The sequence below is a fragment of the Bacteroides sp. 1001302B_160321_D4 genome, assembly GCF_015667765.1.
GTDB classification, from domain to species: domain Bacteria; phylum Bacteroidota; class Bacteroidia; order Bacteroidales; family Bacteroidaceae; genus Bacteroides; species Bacteroides xylanisolvens.
Genome location: NZ_JADPLO010000047.1, coordinates 1 through 18,105, shown reverse-complemented (window position 1 = coordinate 18,105; position 18,105 = coordinate 1). Strand labels below are relative to the sequence as shown.

The window sequence follows — 18,105 nt, the reverse complement described above, 5'->3', positions numbered from 1 at the left end:
CTACTTTAAAGAAAATATTTATGAGACGAATCTTTGCTATATGGGCTGTATGCCTCTGTTGGGGGATACTGAATGCCGCCCCCTTAGGCCCGTTTAATGCGACTTTGCTTGAACAGCTAAAAAACGACTATCAGAAAGGTGAGAAGGAAGTCACCCGATACATTGAACTTCAGGAAAAGGTGGCAGAGAAATATATAAAGATGACTCCTCTATCGGTGACTGCCAAGAAAAAACTTCCCCCCAGTAAAGATCCCAGGGATTATATGACCTTATCTCCCTATTGGTGGCCTGATTCTACAAAAATAGACGGACTTCCCTATATCCGGAAAGACGGTGAACGAAATCCCGAAGTCTACGAATACCCCGAACGTGAGAATGCCAACCGTTTCGGTGATGCCGCTTACTGCCTGGGAGTACTCTATTATATCACAGGAAAAGAAGTCTACGCCAAAGCATGCGCCAACCACTTGCGGACATGGTTCACAGACCCGAAACTGGGTATGAACCCGAATATGACTTATGCCCAAGCCGTGCCGGGTATGAAGAAAATGAGAGGTTCGGGCTTCATAGACTCGCGCCGTTTCAGCCGTGCGTTGGGTGTTGCCAAACTGATAGAAGGCTCGAAAAGCTGGACTCCCTCGGATAAGAAAAAACTCGATGATTGGGCTACCGCCTTCTGTTACTGGATGGAGAACAGCACGCAAGGGCAAAGGGAATCTCATGCCGCCAACAATCATGGCTTGTGGTACGAAGCCATCCACTTGATGGTACTGGCTTACTTGGACCGTACCGACCGTATCCGTGAAGTGGCGGAACAAAGTATTCTCCCCAAGATGGGTGCACAGATTGCCGACGACGGCTCGTTACCCCAGGAACTGAAACGGACTCTCTCCCTGCATTATTCCACTTTCGCTCTGGAAGCCTTAATGGAAGCCAACCAAATTACCAGCCAGATAGGCATCAATCTATGGAGTACCCCTGCTTCCAACGGAAAAGTGGCTTCGCAGGCGGTAGATTATCTGTATCCGTTTTATCTGAATCCCGAAGACTGGAAATTTAAACAGATTAAACCTTTCGACCAGTCCCGTGCCGCCATTCTTCTTTATGAAGCGGGAACGGCATTGGGTAATCAGAAGTATGTCGATACGGCAAAGCGCATCGGTTTGAAATACAGTACGTCCGATGTGGAAACAATACCTTATCTGGTTTTAAAGAAGAAATAAAATTTGAAGAAGAAATAAGATTATCTGTACCTAATATAAAGTGATAACATGAAACTGAAACTGATTTTTTGTTTGTGTATGCTGCCGCTTCTCTGCCTTGCGCAGGAATCTCAACCACAGCAGTTCTCCAACCGCTATGGCATGAAGATGACGCGGAACGACGACGGTTCTTATGCCTTGTTGTATGCAAAGAAATATGCGAAGTTTATTGATGTGAACACCATTCCCGATGTGATGGTTCCCTATACCTATCAGGCAGACCGCTTGAAAAGCAAGGATTATAAAGGAGTGACTACAAAGGACATCGTCTACAAGAAACATAAGGATTACGAATTGATACTCACGGTAGACTTTGCTGAGACAGAGAAGCCTGCCCCGTTTGTCGTTTATATCCACGGTGGTGGATGGGCGCGCGGTAATAACGGCTCGTCCCGGTCTTTATCCCAATACTTGGCGAAACAGAAAGGCATAACAGGCGTACGTGTCTCTTATACATTGGCACCTCAATCCGATGCAACGGTGAAAGTCTCTATCCAGGATATTCTGGACGCAGTGAAGTATGTACAGGAGCATGCCGCAGAACTGAACATTAACCCTGATTGCTTCGGTTTCCTGGGTACTTCTGCCGGTGCGCACTTGGCAGCAGTAGCTGCGATGACTGTTCCCGGTACAAAGGCTTTCGTAGGCTATTCCGGAATATATAACTTGGAAAAGGCTGCCATCACCATGAAAACAAAAGACCCTCAGCGTATTGCATACTTCTGTGACAGAGAGCCGAAAGTGCTTCGTGAAGCCTCTCCCATAAATCTGATTCCAAAGAAGGACGTTCCTGCTTCCATGCTGGTATGTGGCACGTGTGATGTTACGGTAGAGTGTGAACAGAGCGAAATGTTCGCATCGGCTTTAAAGAAAAGAGGGGGAGTCTGCGACTTGTTGAAGTATGAATACTATGACCATAACGTAAGTTCGAAGACTTCGGACAAGATGGAAGAGATTTTCTTCAAGTCGGTAGATTTCCTGACTAACCATATTAAATAAATCCAAATGAGAAAAGGAATTTTATTCTTAGCTCTTTTCGCCTTTATCGCCTGCTCCAACAGTTCGTCGGAAGTGATAGATGAGAAAGAACAACTGAAACCGGAACAACCGGTGGATGGCACATTAACCGCTGACGGTAATAGCGCAAAAACGTATGACTTGATTAAACGTTCGGGCTATAACCACGAAGCTCCCGACTCCTCGCGCGAACATAAGACAGAGCACTTCCAACATATTCAGCAGGTGCATGACAACCAGCTAAATAAGTACGTATTTGCTTTCTTTATTCATGCCGAGATAGATGATGACCGCGGACTGACAAACATCACCGACCGCCAGCGTAATGAGATAAAGACGGATAATAAGTCTCCGAAAAGCCTTGTCGGACAAAAGGGAGAGACTATGGTGTTTCGCTGGAAATTCTGTTTGCCGACAGGATTCCAGACGACAGCCAAATTCTCCCATCTCCACCAGTTGAAGGGTATTGATAATTCATCGGGCACGGCAGACGTCGGTTCTCCACTCATTACCCTGACTGCTTATTCCAACAGCGGCAGTAAAGGCGGTCAACAACTGCGCGTACGTTATGACAAACGTGGCGGAAGCACTACTACCCTTGCCAGTACAGACCTTGCTGGCTTCCTCGGCAACTGGGTGGAAGTAGAAGAAAAAGCCTGTTTCGGTGAGAACGGTTCGTATGAAGTAGTCATCACACGCATAAAAGACGGAAAAGTTCTCTTGGAATTTAGTTCTGAAAAGATGGATATGTGGCGTACGGATTGTACGGGACTTCGTCCCAAATGGGGTATCTACCGCTATTTGGGTGAAGATAGGACCTGGCAAGACCAGTTGCGTGACGAAGAAATTCGTTTTGCCGATTTCTCTATCAAGAAACTTTAGAGAGGGATTTTAAAGAAAACCTTAGAAAAGGACAAACAGTTCGTTTTGTCTATTATGGTGGTCTCCTGTCCGGAATATACTTTGAGGTATATTTTCGGGTGGGAGATTGTCGTTTATTATAGGCATATTAAAACTAAATATGCTAGGGGAAGACGGTGGGATATTTGAATGGGGTATTGATGTATGTTTTGTCAAAAGCAGGTAATTTATGTTCTTCTGATTTTATATCAAGTTGCGTGATTTGTATTTAGTAGGATTTCTACTTGACGAAACCTGAAAAGATGGAGGAGGTAAGATATGTTTTGTCGATTATGATTTATTTTCTTTCTATTGCTTGGTAATATCAGAAAAAGCTATATATTTGTGCGGTCAATCTATAAAATTGAGGTAATAGCCAAGAAATAGTATTACTGATATTCATGGCAGATTGTTTAAGTAGAGTCTTTATTTGAAATGGTAAGGTAATGAATAAGAAAGTAACATTAAAGGATATAGCTATAATGCAATCCGGCATATACATGAAAACTGATTCACAAGGTGAGGTCAGGTATTTGCAGGTAAAGGATGTTAATTCGGAGAATAAACTTGATTATACTCAAATAGCTACGGTAATAAATACAGGAATAAATGATAAGCATTGGTTGAAAAACGGAGATTTGTTGTTTGCGGCTAAAGGAGGCTCCAATTATTGCATACAGTATGAAGGGACAGAACGAAGTACTATAGCATCTTCATCTTTTATTATCATACGTCCCGTCATTAGTAACATATTACCGGAATTCCTTTGTTGTTTTTTAAATACATCGTCCATTCTTGGTATGTTGAAGAATGCAGCAGTAGGTACAGGTATTCAGGTGATTCCTCAATCGGTAATGGGGGAAATACAGCTTGATATACCATCTATAGAAGTACAAAGGCTTGTTGTAGAAATGGATCGGTTGAGAAAAGAAGGTGAATGTATTCGTAGTGAAATTGATATACTTAAACAGAGTTTGCAAGATCAGTTATTGATGGATTCTTTAAAATGATTGTATTATGAAAGAGAAAGCATATTATATCGTAAGTAAAGCACGGCAAATTTTGGGTGGAACGATTTCTGCCGATCAGTGCAGGGATTATGTATTGGCTCTGCTATTTTTGAAATCTGCAAGTGAGTACTATAAATCAAATAATTCTTTTCAACAAGATGATAATAGCCCTGCTTTACGTTTGTTAGTGTCCGAGCGCAGTTCTTTCGATTATCTATGTAAAGAACTTGATTCACCGGAACTTGGCAGATTGATAAATATGGCTCTTTATGAACTGGAGCAGGTGAACGCTTTGGTTACTGAAGGTTATGAAATCAATAAAGCTATTGATTTCGAAAGTAATATATTAGGAGATATGAACGCGAGATCGATCAAGTTGCGTGAGCTTCTTTTGCTTTTTCAAGAAATCAGGCTGACTAATGCTACCGGGCAGTTGATAGACGTTGGTGATTTATATAATCAGTTGTTATATATATTTGCTGAAGAAGCAGGTAAAAAGATAAATAATGTGCTTACTCCTACAGAGGTAGTTAGTTTGATCACGAAACTAATAGATGGCGATAGAAAAAATGCTTGTTTGTGCGATCCGGCATCCGGTAGTGGTACTCTGTTGGTTGAGGTCGGTAAAAAAATGGGGATCAGAGGTACTGAGCTCTATGGGCAAGAAGTGAATTGGAATTTGTATGCATTGACAAAAATGAATCTGATGCTGAATGGCTTCAAGGGTGCGACTTTTCTTTGGGGAGATAGTCTTAGTAATCCTAAATTGTTGGATCATGGAGGGCTAAGAAAGTTTGATATTGTTGTCTCTGTGCCTCCATTTGCGGATAAGTGGGCAGCCGAAGAGGCTTATAGTGATTTTTACAAACGCTTTAAATATGGCATTCCTCCTAAAAGTCAGGTTACATGGGCGTATATAAGTCATATTTTGGCAAGTTTGCGGAATGACGGACAAGCTGTTGTAGTAGTACCGGTAGGCGTTTTGTTCCGAAATACTGAAAGTAAGATACGAGAGCAGATTATTGAACATAATTTACTTGAGGCAGTTATTGAATTGCCGCCGAATCTATTTTATGGAGCGGCTATCTCTACGGCAATTCTTGTATTCAGAAAGGAAAGAATGAGGACGCAAACTTTATTTGTTGACGCACGGAAGGGGTATATTTCGAATAAAGGACTTTGTAAACTTTCTGATAAAATGCTGGAACAGCTTTCGAATACATATAAAAAGTTTCTTGCCGGAGAAGAGATGGGGAGAGAAAAAAAAGGTTGTTCGTTCTATATCGCTACGCAGGATGAGATACGGCATAACAAGTACGATTTGAAAGTAATTAAGTATGTAGAGGATAAGATTGAGAGAAAGGAGATTGATGTAAAAGTTGCTTTACAAAGAATAGATGAATTGGAAGAGCGGTTAAAGTGTATTGATAAGCAATTTAAAGATTGTGCATGGCGATTGAGGGAGCTGACTAAAGAATAGTAATTATGAAAAAAAAGACACAGGTGTATGATAGAAGTTATAGTTACAATAGTCACAATTTTAGGAGGAGTAGTTACTTTGCTTTCATATTTCTCGAAGGAAAAAGTCAGAGTGACAATCTGCTGTACAGAGAGTACATTGCTGACGCAAAAACCTAAAATACCTGGAATTACTGTCTTTGTACAGTATGAAGATACGATACCGGTTGAAAATCTTTGGAGAATATGTTATACGTTAGAGAATACGGGAAATAGAAATATTATTGGTGAAGGTGCCCAATCTTCTTTAGTGGCTAAAGGGGGCGGACTTCCATTATATACGAAAAATGTAAAAAAGATGATTCAATTATCAGCTACGGACAATAATATGGTAGAGTTGAGAGATAATATGTTACATTTTAAACAGTGGTTGCCGGATGAGTGTATCACAATTGAAGCTTTGGTGGAAAGCTCGGGTGAGAATCCTGAATTATATATTGATGAACATGACATCATTAACTCTAAAGTAATTTTTAAGAATAGTACTAATAGATGAATATAAAATAAATAAAACCATGAAAAAGATTTTTTCTCTTCTCTTTTTGCTTGTTACTTGCATTGCTCAAGCACAAAATGTTTATCGCACCGATAAAGATATATCTTATGTCTCTGGTTCCGAAACGGACACCTATCGTCAGGAGCGTTGTAAACTGGATATTTATTACCCTGAAAACAAGAAGGATTTCTCAACTATTGTCTGGTTTCACGGTGGTGGTATGGAAGGCGGAAATAAATTTGTCCCAAAAGAATTGAGAGAACAAGGGTTTGCAGTAGTGACGGTGAATTACCGTTTGAGTCCGAAAGCAAAGAATCCGGCTTACATCGAAGATGCGGCTGAAGCTGTGGCATGGGTTTTCAAGAATATTGAAAAGTATGGTGGTCGTAGGGATCATATTTTTGTTTCCGGTCATTCTGCGGGAGGTTATCTTTCATTGATTCTGGCAATGGATAAAAAGTACATGGCAGCATACGGAGCAAATGCCGATAGTGTAGCTGCTTATCTTCCGGTGAGTGGTCAGACGGTGACACATTTCACTATTCGCAAGGAACGAGGTTTGCCTGACGGTATTCCGGTGGTTGATGAGTATGCTCCGGTAAATAAGGCCCGCAAGGAAACTGCTCCTCTCGTGTTGATTACGGGGGACAAGCATCTGGAGATGGCGGCAAGATATGAAGAAAATGCGTTGCTGGAAGCTGTCTTGAAAAGTATAGGTAACAAGAAGGTGACTTTGTATGAAATGCAAGGATTCGATCATGGTCAGGTACTCGGTCCGGCATGTTGTCTGATTGCAGATTATGTGAAGAGATTCAAATGATATATTGTTCTGGCAAGAAGTCAGATATATGTGGTATGAATTTACCACATATATGGTATTTACCCTAAACAGAATCCGCACTATTTTTGTCATATATTAAAATAAGAGAAATTTAAAACAGATATATATGGAAAAGATAGCAAGAAAATTGACGGATTTGATAGGTAATACTCCGTTATTGGAACTTAGTAACTATAATACAAGTAACGACCTGAAAGCTCGTCTGATTGTAAAGATTGAATCTTTCAATCCGGCAGGAAGCGTGAAGGACCGCATAGCATTGGCTATGATTGAGGATGCAGAAACGAAAGGAATTTTGCATCCCGGAGCGACTATCATTGAACCGACCAGCGGGAATACCGGCGTGGGATTGGCTTTTGTTTCAGCTGCTAAAGGCTATAAGTTAATTTTGACGATGCCCGATACCATGAGCATCGAACGACGTAATCTTCTGAAAGCTTTAGGGGCGGAATTAGTATTGACTCCTGGTGCAGATGGTATGAAAGGAGCCATTGCCAAAGCTGAAGAACTGAAGGCTGTCACTCCGGGAGCTGTCATTTTACAACAATTTGAGAATCCTGCTAACCCCGCCATGCATTTACGAACTACTGGTCTGGAAATATGGAGAGATACCGAGGGGAAAGTCGATATCTTCGTGGCCGGAGTAGGTACTGGCGGGACAGTTAGCGGTGTAGGGGAAGCGCTGAAGATGCGTGATCCGAGTATAAAGATCGTGGCAGTAGAACCTTTTGATTCTCCGGTACTCTCGGGAGGAAAACCAGGTCCGCATAAGATTCAGGGAATCGGTGCAGGGTTTGTTCCTAAAACGTACAAGGCTTCTATCGTAGATGAGATTATTCAGGTGCAGAATGACGATGCCATTCGTACGAGTCGTGAATTAGCCAAACAGGAAGGTTTGTTGGTAGGCATATCTTCAGGCGCAGCCGTATATGCTGCTACGGAACTGGCGAAGCGACCGGAAAATGCAGGGAAAATGATTGTTGCATTATTACCCGATACAGGTGAACGTTATTTATCTACCATTTTGTATGCTTTTGAGGAATATCCTTTGTAATAATGCCGCTTTCCTTCAGATAAAAACAACCGCTCCTTTGGGCTCAAACGATTGTCTTTTTGTTGTAGACATACGGTCGTTTGGACCAAGAGGAGCGGTTGTTTAAATTTGGTTGAACAGTCTCAAACGGCTGTTCAACCGGTTAGATGATAATTTGAGTTCACCACAAAGTAACGCAGTGTCTCATAGAGTTATTGTCGGGAGTGTATACATTAATAATGCGCATTTATTTATAAATACCTACTTATAAATGCCTACTTATAAGTAATAGTCAATACTTGATTTCCGCATTGCATACGGAAATCCCCTTGTTCCAGTATCCATTGCCCATCGGAATTGACAAAAGCCAAGTCGCTGCCTTTGATGGATAGAGTGACAGTTCGGGTTTCGCCTGGTTGCAGTTCCACCTTTTTGAAGGCTCGTAACCGGCGGTTTTCGGGAGTAAGCGAAGCCACAAGATCACTGCTGAATAGCATGACAACTTCTTTTCCGGCATATTTACCGGTATTAGTTACATCTATGGAAAAGTGCAAATCATCTCCTGTGGTAAACGAAGATTTGTCCGTTTGGAAGTTGCTGTATTCGAAAGTGGTGTAGCTCAATCCGTATCCGAAAGGCCATTGAACGGAGACTACTGCATTGTAGTCATAAGCTCCTTCCATTTTGTCCATCTCTTCACTCACCCGATAATCGTAGGTAGTCAGTGCTGCTTCGTGTCGCGGATATGTGTAAGGCATCTTGGCACTGGGGTTCACGTCTCCTGCCAGAATGTTCGCTAATGCATCGCCACCATAGTTTCCGGGTAATAGAATGTCAATAACAGCATCAGCCAATGGCTCCAACTCGTTGATAATGCGGGGACGACCCTCATTGAGTATCAGGATGATCGGTTTTCTCGTAGCGGCAAGTGCCTTTACCAGTTTGCTTTGGTTGGCGGAGATGGCAAGTTCGGAAAGATTACCGGGTGTTTCGCAATATGAATTTTCACCGATGCAGGCGATAATAATATCCACGTTGCGGGCGGCGGCCACAGCTTTCTCAATTTCCGGTTCATTTTCTTCCATGTAAGCACCTTCGGGTTTGTAGGTCACGCCCTGTTCCAGACGGACATGATCGGCTCCGAATTTGTTGCAGATTGCTTCGTAAATGGTGTTATATTTGTCGGCAAATCTGTCGGTCAGATGTCCTTGCCACGAATAGCTCCAACCGCCGTTCAAGCAACGCATAGAGTTGGCGTTCGGACCGGTTACCAGTAGCTTTTTCCCTTGAGGAAGCGGAAGAATATTATCTTTATTTTTTAGCAATACTTCCGATTCTTCGGCTGCATGAAGTGCGATAAGTGCATGCTCCTTGCTGCCGAAGAGAGGATAATCTTTCAATAAAGTGTTCGGATGATCGAACAGACCCAGACGGAATTTAAGTCTAAGCACCCTGCGGACGGCATCGTCGATGCGGCTCATGGGTATTTTCTTCTCTTGCACTAACTCTTTTAGTAGTGTACAATAATTGAGATCATACGGTTCCATAGCCATGTCTATACCTGCATTGATTGCCATTTCGATGGCTTCTTTCTTGTTTGCCGCCACATGTTCGCGGGTATAAAGATTGTTGATGTCCGCCCAGTCGGTGATTAACATTCCGTCCCATCCCAAGTCTTCTTTCAGCCATTGTGTGAGGAGTTCGCGGTCGGCGTGCACAGGCTTTCCGTTGATGGAACCACTGTTGACCATTATAGTCAGTGCACCTGCTTCCACACAAGCCTTGAACGGTGCAAAACATTTTTCACGCAGTTCGGAAACCGATATATAAGCCGGTGTGCGGTCTTTACCGGTACGTGGCATGCTGTATCCCATGTAATGCTTCACGGAGGTGGCGATTCGGTCGGCGGGAATATGGTTAGGATCATCTCCTTGGAAGCCTCGGACAGCAGTGCTGCCCATAATGGCATTGACTAAACAGTCTTCTCCATAATTTTCCCATACACGCGGCCAACGGGGATCACGTGCCATATCGACAGTGGGGGAGTATGTCCAGGGACAATTGCTAGCCCTTGTTTCATAAGCCGTTACACGTGCCGCTTCGTAGGTCAAATCTGGATTGAAGGCAGCACCCATATTGATATTTTGAGGGAAGAGCGTGCCGCCCAATGTATAGGTAGTACCATGATTTTGATCCAGGCCGTAGATACATGGAATACCAATCTCCGTCATCGACAGTTCTTGTATTCGACCGATAATCTCGTTCCACTTTTCAGGGCTTTGTGCTACCGGGCCGGGAGCATTGAGAAACGAACCTACCTTGTATTCAGCAATCGCTTTGTGGAGTTTTGCCTCGTCCAATTGGAATTCTCCATTTATTGTCTCTCCTAATACATCAATAGCAAGCTCGGTCATTTGCCCTATCTTGGCGTCAAGGTCCATCTCTGATAGAAGCTCTTCTACTTGTTGTTCTATTTTTGCGTCTTCAGGAATGGCAGTGGGAACTGCCTGTTTGGAACAGGCAGTCATTGCGATAGATGCGGTCATTAATATAATATTTCTTAGTTTCATTATGATTTGTTTTTAAGTAGCATCGTTTATGTAATCTGTCATTCAGAGGACTTTAACCCGAAGAATGACAGATACTTATGGTGTGAATGATTTTTAAACTTACTTAGGAACATTATTTCACGGTTACCAAATCTACATAATAGCCATGACCTACACAGATGAATCCGTTTTCGGCTTGAATCATATTCAGCATGTCTTGGGTCAGTGTCAGTGCGTATTCACCGTTTTCCGAGAAGTTTATCGGGTCTGTGAAGTACGACCAATTGCCGGTAGCAAGTCGCATCTGATGATATTCGGCAGTAGGTTCTATGGAGTAGACAACTTTTAGTGTTGATCCGGCTGTGATACCGGCAAATACATCCATTGGAATCAAACCAAAAGTTTTGTTGGGATCACCGTCCGGCTTATCCCACGAAACGTAATGGTGTCCCGACCAAAGTGTTATTTCGGTAGATACGGTCACAGTCTGTTCGGTAGTTGTAACATTGTCGTTTAAGAACTGCACAGCCTCTCCGCTACGGGTTTTGCCTGTCAGCGTATAGCTTCCATCAGACAAATCCGGACAAGTCAGCGTAACTTCCGTAGAAGATTGATTGCTGAATTGAGACACCGTCTGTCCGCCGATAGTTAGAGAAGCGATGTTTTCAAGATTGATACCGGAAATGGTCCAGTCCACGTTGGCAGTAGCCCGGTTGGCACCCGAAATGACAAGGGAAGCATTGGTTACTTTCACCATGTCGGCTCCATATTGATTGCCGTCGGCATCTTGCAGAACGATGCGGTAATCGCCTTCGCTTACGCCTGTCGGAACGATGTATTCCAGATAGTTCTCGTCTTCCGATTCAACATAAGTAGGATCGGTGATTGTGTTTCCTCCCAAGAGGATGGCTGTTACGTTCTGTAAATTACTGCCATATAAACGGGCAGTCTTACCGGGAGATACAATTCTCTCAAAGGCTACTTCTTTAGATTGAGGGTCATCAGCCAACGGATTGACCACCACCAATCCTTCACGGGAAGTCTTCTTCCCTTTCACAGTTTCCACTTCTATTTTCAAATTATACGTACCGGCTTTCAGACTACGGTTGATTTCTTTGTCGGAGTCGGTACCCGATTCCACTTCCTGCCCATCAATGAACCAGGTTACTGTGGTGTAATCTTTCGGAGTCACGGTCAGCGCGATGGATAAGTTCGCATCCCGGCTGATGTTGGCGAATGTAGCCAATTGGCCGTTCGTCCTGTCAGGAAATACCGGGTCAAGGATATGCGGATCATCATTTTCCGTCACCGTAGCGAACGGTTCTTCCTCGGTGCATGCAGTAAATGTGGAGCCTACAGCGAGTAGGGCAAATAGTGCAATATATATCTTTTTCATAATGGATGATTGTTTAATAGTTAGTTTTCAGTATCCCACCACAGAAGGCTGTGCCAATTGTCTGTTCCTCCCATGCGCTCGATGGCTTCATTGTAGCTTTTCTTATTATAGGAAGATTCCAATACAGGATAGCAGAGACGTACCGGAATTTCCGTTCCACCGGTGAGGTATTGTCCGAACCCATATTCTGCCGGTGATTTCAACTTCGGATAACCGGAACGACGCACGTTTGCCCAACATTCGGCAGGATTGGTGAAGTGAAGAATCCAGGCCTGTGTATTGATAGCTTCAAGTTTCTGATTGTCCGTATGTCCGAACGTCCCTCTACCTTGAATGAATGCATCAAACTCTGCATCAGTAGTAGCCGTGCAACCGTAGTTGTCTGTCAGGAAATCCATAGCTGCACGCACTCCTTGCTTGTAAAGATCTTCTGCCGACACACTGCCGACATTCCATTTTTTCACGGTAGCTTCTGCCATCAGGAACTTCACTTCTGCAGAGGTCATCACTACGCCCGGATTGTCGCTTTTTAGGAAATTATTGGCAAGTTTGGGTTCCACTTCACGAGCCATGGTTGCTGTAACAGAAGGGTTGTTAACGGCTAATTCCTTACAAATATCGCTGTCGTATCCTGTAGGCCATGGCTCCCACGAGTAGGCACCCGGGTCGCGCGGACTGAAATCAATCCCTTTTTCAATCATCTCCTGGGTGATGTCGACACGATTGTCGGGACTGGTGGCACTCATCAGCCCGTCATAATAACAACGGGAAATTTTGAATGTACGAGGGTCACCGGATTGGCGTAGCTGATTAAAGAAAGTGGAGCAGAGGTAGCTTGGATTATTAGCGGGGTCGTTGCCGAACAATAACTGTGACAATGAATTTCCGCGATAATCAGAGTAAGCTTCTTGTCCGAAACTAAATGCGATTGTCATGTATTTGATGAGCGCATCGCTTGAGGCGTCCGTTATCACACCCCCATTGGCAACCAAAGCATTTTCAAATTCCGTTTGTGCCTTTGTAGGATTGACATTGGAGATTCGCATGGCAAAACGTAGGCGAAGCGAGTTTGCCAGTTGTTGCCATTTAGTTACATCACCGGCATAGATGAGGTCACCTGTCACTTTATCTTTGGTCGGATCGATTTTATTGACGGCATCTTCCAGCTCCAGAAAGAAAGCGTTGTAAATATCTTCCTGTTTGTCATACTTCGGATTGAACTTTCCTTCGAGGAATCCCAGTCCGGCTTCACTGAAAGGAGCGTCTCCGTAAGTGTCGGTGATGATAGACATAAGATAAACCCGATAAATGCGGAGTACAGAGTTGATGTTCACTTTCTCTGCATCTTCGGCTGTGCGATATTGAGCATCAATGATATTCTTCAAGGATTGAGTGTAGAACGATGTCCAGATACGGCTCATTTCATTATTGTCTAGCGTATGGCGTCCGCCGTAGTTGGTGGTGTTCCAACATCCCATCAGTTGTTGGGTGAATGCATAATGGTAGTTACGGTAGATTTCCATCATACTAAGGTCTCCGTACGTTTGCAGTTGGGCAGTGGTGAGCTGCGCATTCGGGTCGATGGTAGCGGCCTTGGAAGGGTCGGTATTCATGTTTTCCATGTATTCATCGCTGCAAGAAGCGAAAAACAGGGCACATGCCATCGTGATGATTGTGATGTATTTAGATTGTCTCATGATATATCTTTTTAGAATTTCACATTTACATTAAAACCATAGCTTCTGCGTGAAGGCAACGAACCGTATTCAAGTCCCATACCGGTGGTATTGTTGTAGTTGGAATCCGGGTCGATATTCGGGATATTCTTCCATACGATGAACGGATTGCGGGCAACGAACGAAACGGTCAGTCCGCTTACTACATTCTTCAGCCAGGATTTGGGTACATTATAACTCAACGTCAGCTCACGGCATTTCACGTATGAGTTGTCGTAAATAAACATAGAAGGTGCATTACGGCAAACGCTCATCCAGTAGTCTTCCGGATTGATGTAGATGTCGTTGGGACGATATGTTCCATCACCGTTGTCGATGACACCCGGAGCAACGAATCCGCCTGTCGGCTTCCAGTTATCGGCTCCTTTCGCAATGCCGGCTGCCAATCTTTCTTCTTCCGAGCGATACCAGGCGTCACGTCCTGCCAGTGTTTCCGGACTTTTACCCGATTCGTAAGCAGCACGGGCAGACATAGAATAGAGGTCGGCGCCTACTTTCACATCAAATACCGCTACCAGCGAAAGATTTTTGTAGGTAAAGTTGGTGAGCAATCCACCTGTCCAGTCCCAAGAGGCATTACCCAATACGTGGTTGCTCTTATCATATTGCGGCAGACCGGTTTGCGGGTCAATCAGAATATCTCCCTTTTCGTTCCGTTGGAAGTCCGGGCCTACAATAGAACCAAAGTTCTCGCCTACCTTAGCGGCTACCTGAACGTCGAGCCAAGATGCTTTTTCCAGTTCAAACATATCCGATTCGCCATCCAGTTCTTTTACCTTGTTGCTGTTTTTGGAGAAGTTCAGATTAATGTCCCAGGAAAAATCGCGTGTTTGAATCGGTCGTGTGCTAAGGGCAATCTCAATACCTTTGTTTTCTATCTTGCCGGCATTAATCAAGCGATAGTTATAACCGGTTGTCCAGGAACTTGCCATTCCCATAATCTGGTTTTTACTGATTTGAGAATAGTAGGTGAAATCCAGTCCGATACGGTTCTTCAGGAATTTCAATTCCAATCCCATTTCCACGGAGTTTGTTTTGGTTGGTTTCAAGTCTTTGTTGGGGATGGTTCCGTTATCGATATATCCGATGGTATATCCGGGATAAGCATATTTGGATTTCGTATAGACGAGTCCCAATTGATAAGGATCGGTATCGCTACCTACTTGGGCCCATGACATACGCACCTTTCCGTAAGGCAGGAGGTCGCCCAGTTTTGTCAGCTCGGAGAATACAAAGCTACCGGAGAAAGAAGGATACACATACATGTTGTTGCCAGTGGGTAGGGTAGACGATTGGTCGCCACGCAACGTAGCATCGAGGTAAAGCATGTGTTTCCATCCCACGTTCACTGCTCCGTAAACCGAATTAATCTGCTTGCGGTAACTGCCGGGCACTACACTGATCTCGTTGAAGCTCGTCAATGAAGGGACATCGCGTATCTTCATGTCTTGAGCGGTGGTAACGGTGGTCTGGTTGTTCACCTTATATACATTGCCGCCTAATGTAGCATTGAAATCGAAATCACCCCAATGGTTGTTGTAGAGAGCCAACGCTTCAAAGTTGTACATGCGGTTGCGGAAAGCACTGTTTTGAAGTCTTCCGGCTTCGAATCCGGGAGTGGTAGGTGCTTTGTAATCATCGAACGTGAACCAGTTGAGTTCGGCACCCAGCGTTGCCTGAAGTTTCAGATGTGGGTCGATGTTCCATACGGCCTTGCCGTTCATGCGGAACAAGTCTTTCTTGGATTTGTTGAAGTTCTTATAGATATCCCAGTACGGATTCACGTTGTAGGGATCCATGCCGTTCCAGTTGGAATATTCGCCGTCGGCAGTCTGATAGGTTTGCAACCATTCCTGGTCGTAGGTGGTGGCAAGGGTCATCAGGTTTTTACCGATATTGGACTTGCTGTCGCCCAGAGCCGGACGGTTCTTCACGTCTTCCCGTGTATAGTTGACACTGAAATCCAAGTCTACCTTTCCTGCAGACGTATTGGCGCGCAGGTTGAAAATGTCACGGCTCATGTGCGTCTGGGGAACAATGTCTTTATTGCGCATATCCGTATAGGTAAAGCGAATTCCGGTTTTTCCGCTGTTCACACCTATGATGGCGGAGTTGGTGGCGGTGATACCTGTGCGGAAGAAGTTGGACGTATTGTCGGGGACAATGAGGAAAGGGCGTTCTACGCCGTCGAAATACTTCAACATGTTTGAACCGTCCGCTTTGGGGCCCCAACTTTTGTTTGTGTTGGATATGGCATCATAGCTATAAGTACCGTTGCTTCCCATACCATATATCTGTTGCACTTCATCCCATTTGGCAAGTTGGGTGTCGAAAGTCAGCGTTCCGTTATATTCCACGCTGATTTTATCCTTGTTGGCTCGCTTGGTTGTAATCAAGATAACACCGTGGCTGGCACGGCTACCATAAAGTGCAGATGCCGCAGGGCCTTTCAATACCGACATGTTTTCTACGTCATCGGCATTGATGCTCGAAATACCGTCGCCCAAGTCGAAGCCTCCGTTTGTGCCGGCACTGCCGAAATTAGTGTTGTCCAAAGGTACACCGTCCACTACATAAAGAGGCTGGTTATTGCCGGTCATTTCGGTACTGCCTCGCAGAATAACGCGCGTAGAACCGGAAGGACCACCGGCGGTCTGGCTGACTACCAAGCCTGGCACACGTCCTGCCATGGAGTTGATGAGATTCGTCTCTTTCGCTTTGGTCAAGGCTTCACCTTTCACTTCATCAATGCCGTAGCCCAACGCTTTGCGCTCTCTCTTGATGCCAAGGGCGGTAACTACCACTTCATCCAATGCTTTGGCATCCTCTTTCAAGGTGATGTTCAAAGGACCTCTTCCCGCTTTTACTTCTTCGGATTTATAACCCACGTAGCTGACAACGAGCGTAGCTCCCGCTTTTACATTCAAACTGAAATTTCCATCCAGATCGGTAATCGTTCCGTTGGCAGTTCCTTTCTCCACTACGGAAGCCCCAATGATGGGACCTGTGGCATCGCTCACTTTTCCGGTTACCTTGTTGCTTTGTTGTTGAATAGCTTGGGAACTTGGTTCCGTTGCTGCATACACTTGCTGGAAACTTCCCGCCATCCAAAGGGCGAGTGTTCCGCAAAACAGTAGATACTTACATTTTTCCATATTCATAGCATGTATATTTAAGATTCCTATAATATTTTCACCCAGTCGATGTACATATTCACTTTCTGACCGTCTTTCAGGCCCGTCAGTTTATTAATATCGGTAATTCCTGTAAACGCACCTCCCACGGCGAGGTTGAACAGGATGTAGAAGTTGTCATGAAAGTATGTGTTCGAGCTAATGTCGAACGTATGAAACTTGACGTTGTCAATGGATATTGTCAGGTTGTTTTCATCCCAATCCAGGGAGTAGGTGTGATAATTGCCGTCTTGTAGGCTGTTGGCAACATTGGCTTTGTAGTATTGCTGTTCGTGAGCCGCTGCGCTGGGGCCATAGTGAATGGCGGTGTTCACTTGTTTTTCCGAATCGCCCGCAGCCATTCCGCTCTGTTCTCCCATTTCCATAATATCAATCTCCCCGCATGCCGGCCACTGTTTGTCGTTGTCTCCCATCATCCAGAAAGCAGGCCATAGTCCGCCGTTAGTCTTGGGAAGCTTGATGCTTGCTTCTATCTTGCGATACTTGAAACTCTTTTTCCCTTTTGAATTGATCCTGCCTGAATAGATTTTATTCCCTTTGCGTTCGGCGGTAAGAATCAGAACCGATTTATCCCCGTCTTTTCCTACCGATACATGAGCGGCATCGTATGCCTGTAGCTCTTGATTGGTCCAACCGGGTTCATGAGTTTCTTTCGTCCATACTTTTTCGTCGAAAAAGTTGAAATCGTCTTTAAAAAGAATGTCTTGTGGATTTTCTTCCGGTTCCGTTCCAACAGAATCCGACGAGCAGGATTGTTGCGCGAAGCAAACGGATAAAAATAGGAATAGTGCTACTTTTTTCATCGTTTTAGCATTTTAAAGGTTAAACGTAATATGTGCTTTATACTTGTAGAGCTTGGTGCAAAGATGCTAATATCCGGCTAAAACGATGGTCAGATTGCTGACATATTAGGTTTGATTGCTGACAAATCTGCTGATTTTTATCGAACGGATGTTATCTTACCCATTCTTTTTCGAAGATTGTTGCTGTACAAGAATGAGGTAAATGATAATTTTGCGGAGTGCCCTGAAAGGGCTTAATTATATAGCGTAGGGCAACGCCCTACGTAAAAACGACAATCTGAATTTGCGCCCTGAAAGGGCATAATTGTATACGGTTCCGCCCTTTCAGGGCTTGTGGCTGGTGTGTTTTT

Annotated in this window: 13 protein-coding genes; 8 read left to right on the top strand and 5 right to left on the bottom strand. The window is 44.2% G+C overall.

From position 1 onward, the window contains the following. Window positions 1-20 precede the first annotated feature (20 nt). The 8 genes from KFO40_RS17390 to cysK all read left to right on the top strand — a co-directional run bounded on the left by KFO40_RS17390 (window position 21) and on the right by cysK (window position 8,098). Window positions 21-1,223: an alginate lyase family protein gene (locus tag KFO40_RS17390; protein ID WP_008641348.1), complete on the top strand. Its 1,203-nt coding sequence runs from the start codon at window positions 21-23 to the stop codon at window positions 1,221-1,223. Window positions 1,224-1,271: 48 nt separating this feature from the next. Continuing rightward, the gene (locus KFO40_RS17385; RefSeq protein ID WP_008641346.1) at window positions 1,272-2,261 is read left to right on the top strand and encodes an alpha/beta hydrolase; all 990 of its coding nucleotides are present in this window, start codon (window positions 1,272-1,274) and stop codon (window positions 2,259-2,261) included. 6 nt (window positions 2,262-2,267) lie between these two features. Next, window positions 2,268-3,161 (top strand): heparin lyase I family protein, encoded by an 894-nt coding sequence (locus KFO40_RS17380; RefSeq protein WP_008641345.1) that lies wholly within the window; start codon window positions 2,268-2,270, stop codon window positions 3,159-3,161. Window positions 3,162-3,625: 464 nt separating this feature from the next. Further along, complete coding sequence (locus KFO40_RS17375) at window positions 3,626-4,189, top strand: restriction endonuclease subunit S (protein WP_032841890.1); 564 nt, start codon at window positions 3,626-3,628, stop codon at window positions 4,187-4,189. 7 nt (window positions 4,190-4,196) lie between these two features. After that, on the top strand, window positions 4,197-5,669 hold the full coding sequence (locus KFO40_RS17370) for a class I SAM-dependent DNA methyltransferase (RefSeq protein WP_008641342.1): 1,473 nt from the start codon (window positions 4,197-4,199) through the stop codon (window positions 5,667-5,669). 27 nt (window positions 5,670-5,696) lie between these two features. Then, on the top strand, window positions 5,697-6,203 hold the full coding sequence (locus KFO40_RS17365; RefSeq protein WP_008641340.1) for a hypothetical protein: 507 nt from the start codon (window positions 5,697-5,699) through the stop codon (window positions 6,201-6,203). A gap of 19 nt (window positions 6,204-6,222) precedes the next feature. Then, on the top strand, window positions 6,223-7,023 hold the full coding sequence (locus KFO40_RS17360; RefSeq protein WP_211146635.1) for an alpha/beta hydrolase: 801 nt from the start codon (window positions 6,223-6,225) through the stop codon (window positions 7,021-7,023). Window positions 7,024-7,150: 127 nt separating this feature from the next. Beyond that, a complete protein-coding gene (gene cysK / locus KFO40_RS17355) occupies window positions 7,151-8,098 on the top strand; it encodes a cysteine synthase A (RefSeq protein ID WP_074635788.1) in 948 nt (315 codons plus the stop codon). A 254-nt stretch (window positions 8,099-8,352) separates the two neighbouring features. On the opposite strand, the gene KFO40_RS17350 is transcribed toward cysK, so the two are convergent. The 5 genes from KFO40_RS17350 to KFO40_RS17330 all read right to left on the bottom strand — a co-directional run bounded on the left by KFO40_RS17350 (window position 8,353) and on the right by KFO40_RS17330 (window position 17,755). Continuing rightward, window positions 8,353-10,647 (bottom strand): glycoside hydrolase family 3 N-terminal domain-containing protein, encoded by a 2,295-nt coding sequence (locus tag KFO40_RS17350; RefSeq protein ID WP_211146634.1) that lies wholly within the window; start codon window positions 10,645-10,647, stop codon window positions 8,353-8,355. Window positions 10,648-10,759: 112 nt separating this feature from the next. Next, window positions 10,760-12,022, bottom strand: a complete 1,263-nt coding sequence (locus KFO40_RS17345) for a hypothetical protein (protein ID WP_055234504.1) — start codon at window positions 12,020-12,022, stop codon at window positions 10,760-10,762. Window positions 12,023-12,042: 20 nt separating this feature from the next. Beyond that, window positions 12,043-13,719: a SusD/RagB family nutrient-binding outer membrane lipoprotein gene (locus tag KFO40_RS17340; protein ID WP_211146633.1), complete on the bottom strand. Its 1,677-nt coding sequence runs from the start codon at window positions 13,717-13,719 to the stop codon at window positions 12,043-12,045. An 11-nt stretch (window positions 13,720-13,730) separates the two neighbouring features. Beyond that, entirely contained in the window at window positions 13,731-16,919 is a 3,189-nt protein-coding gene (locus KFO40_RS17335) for a SusC/RagA family TonB-linked outer membrane protein (protein WP_004298558.1), read from the bottom strand. A gap of 20 nt (window positions 16,920-16,939) precedes the next feature. Further along, window positions 16,940-17,755 carry a family 16 glycosylhydrolase gene (locus tag KFO40_RS17330; protein ID WP_004298557.1) on the bottom strand — a complete coding sequence of 272 codons (816 nt, stop codon included), beginning with the start codon at window positions 17,753-17,755 and terminating at the stop codon, window positions 16,940-16,942. Window positions 17,756-18,105 lie beyond the last annotated feature (350 nt).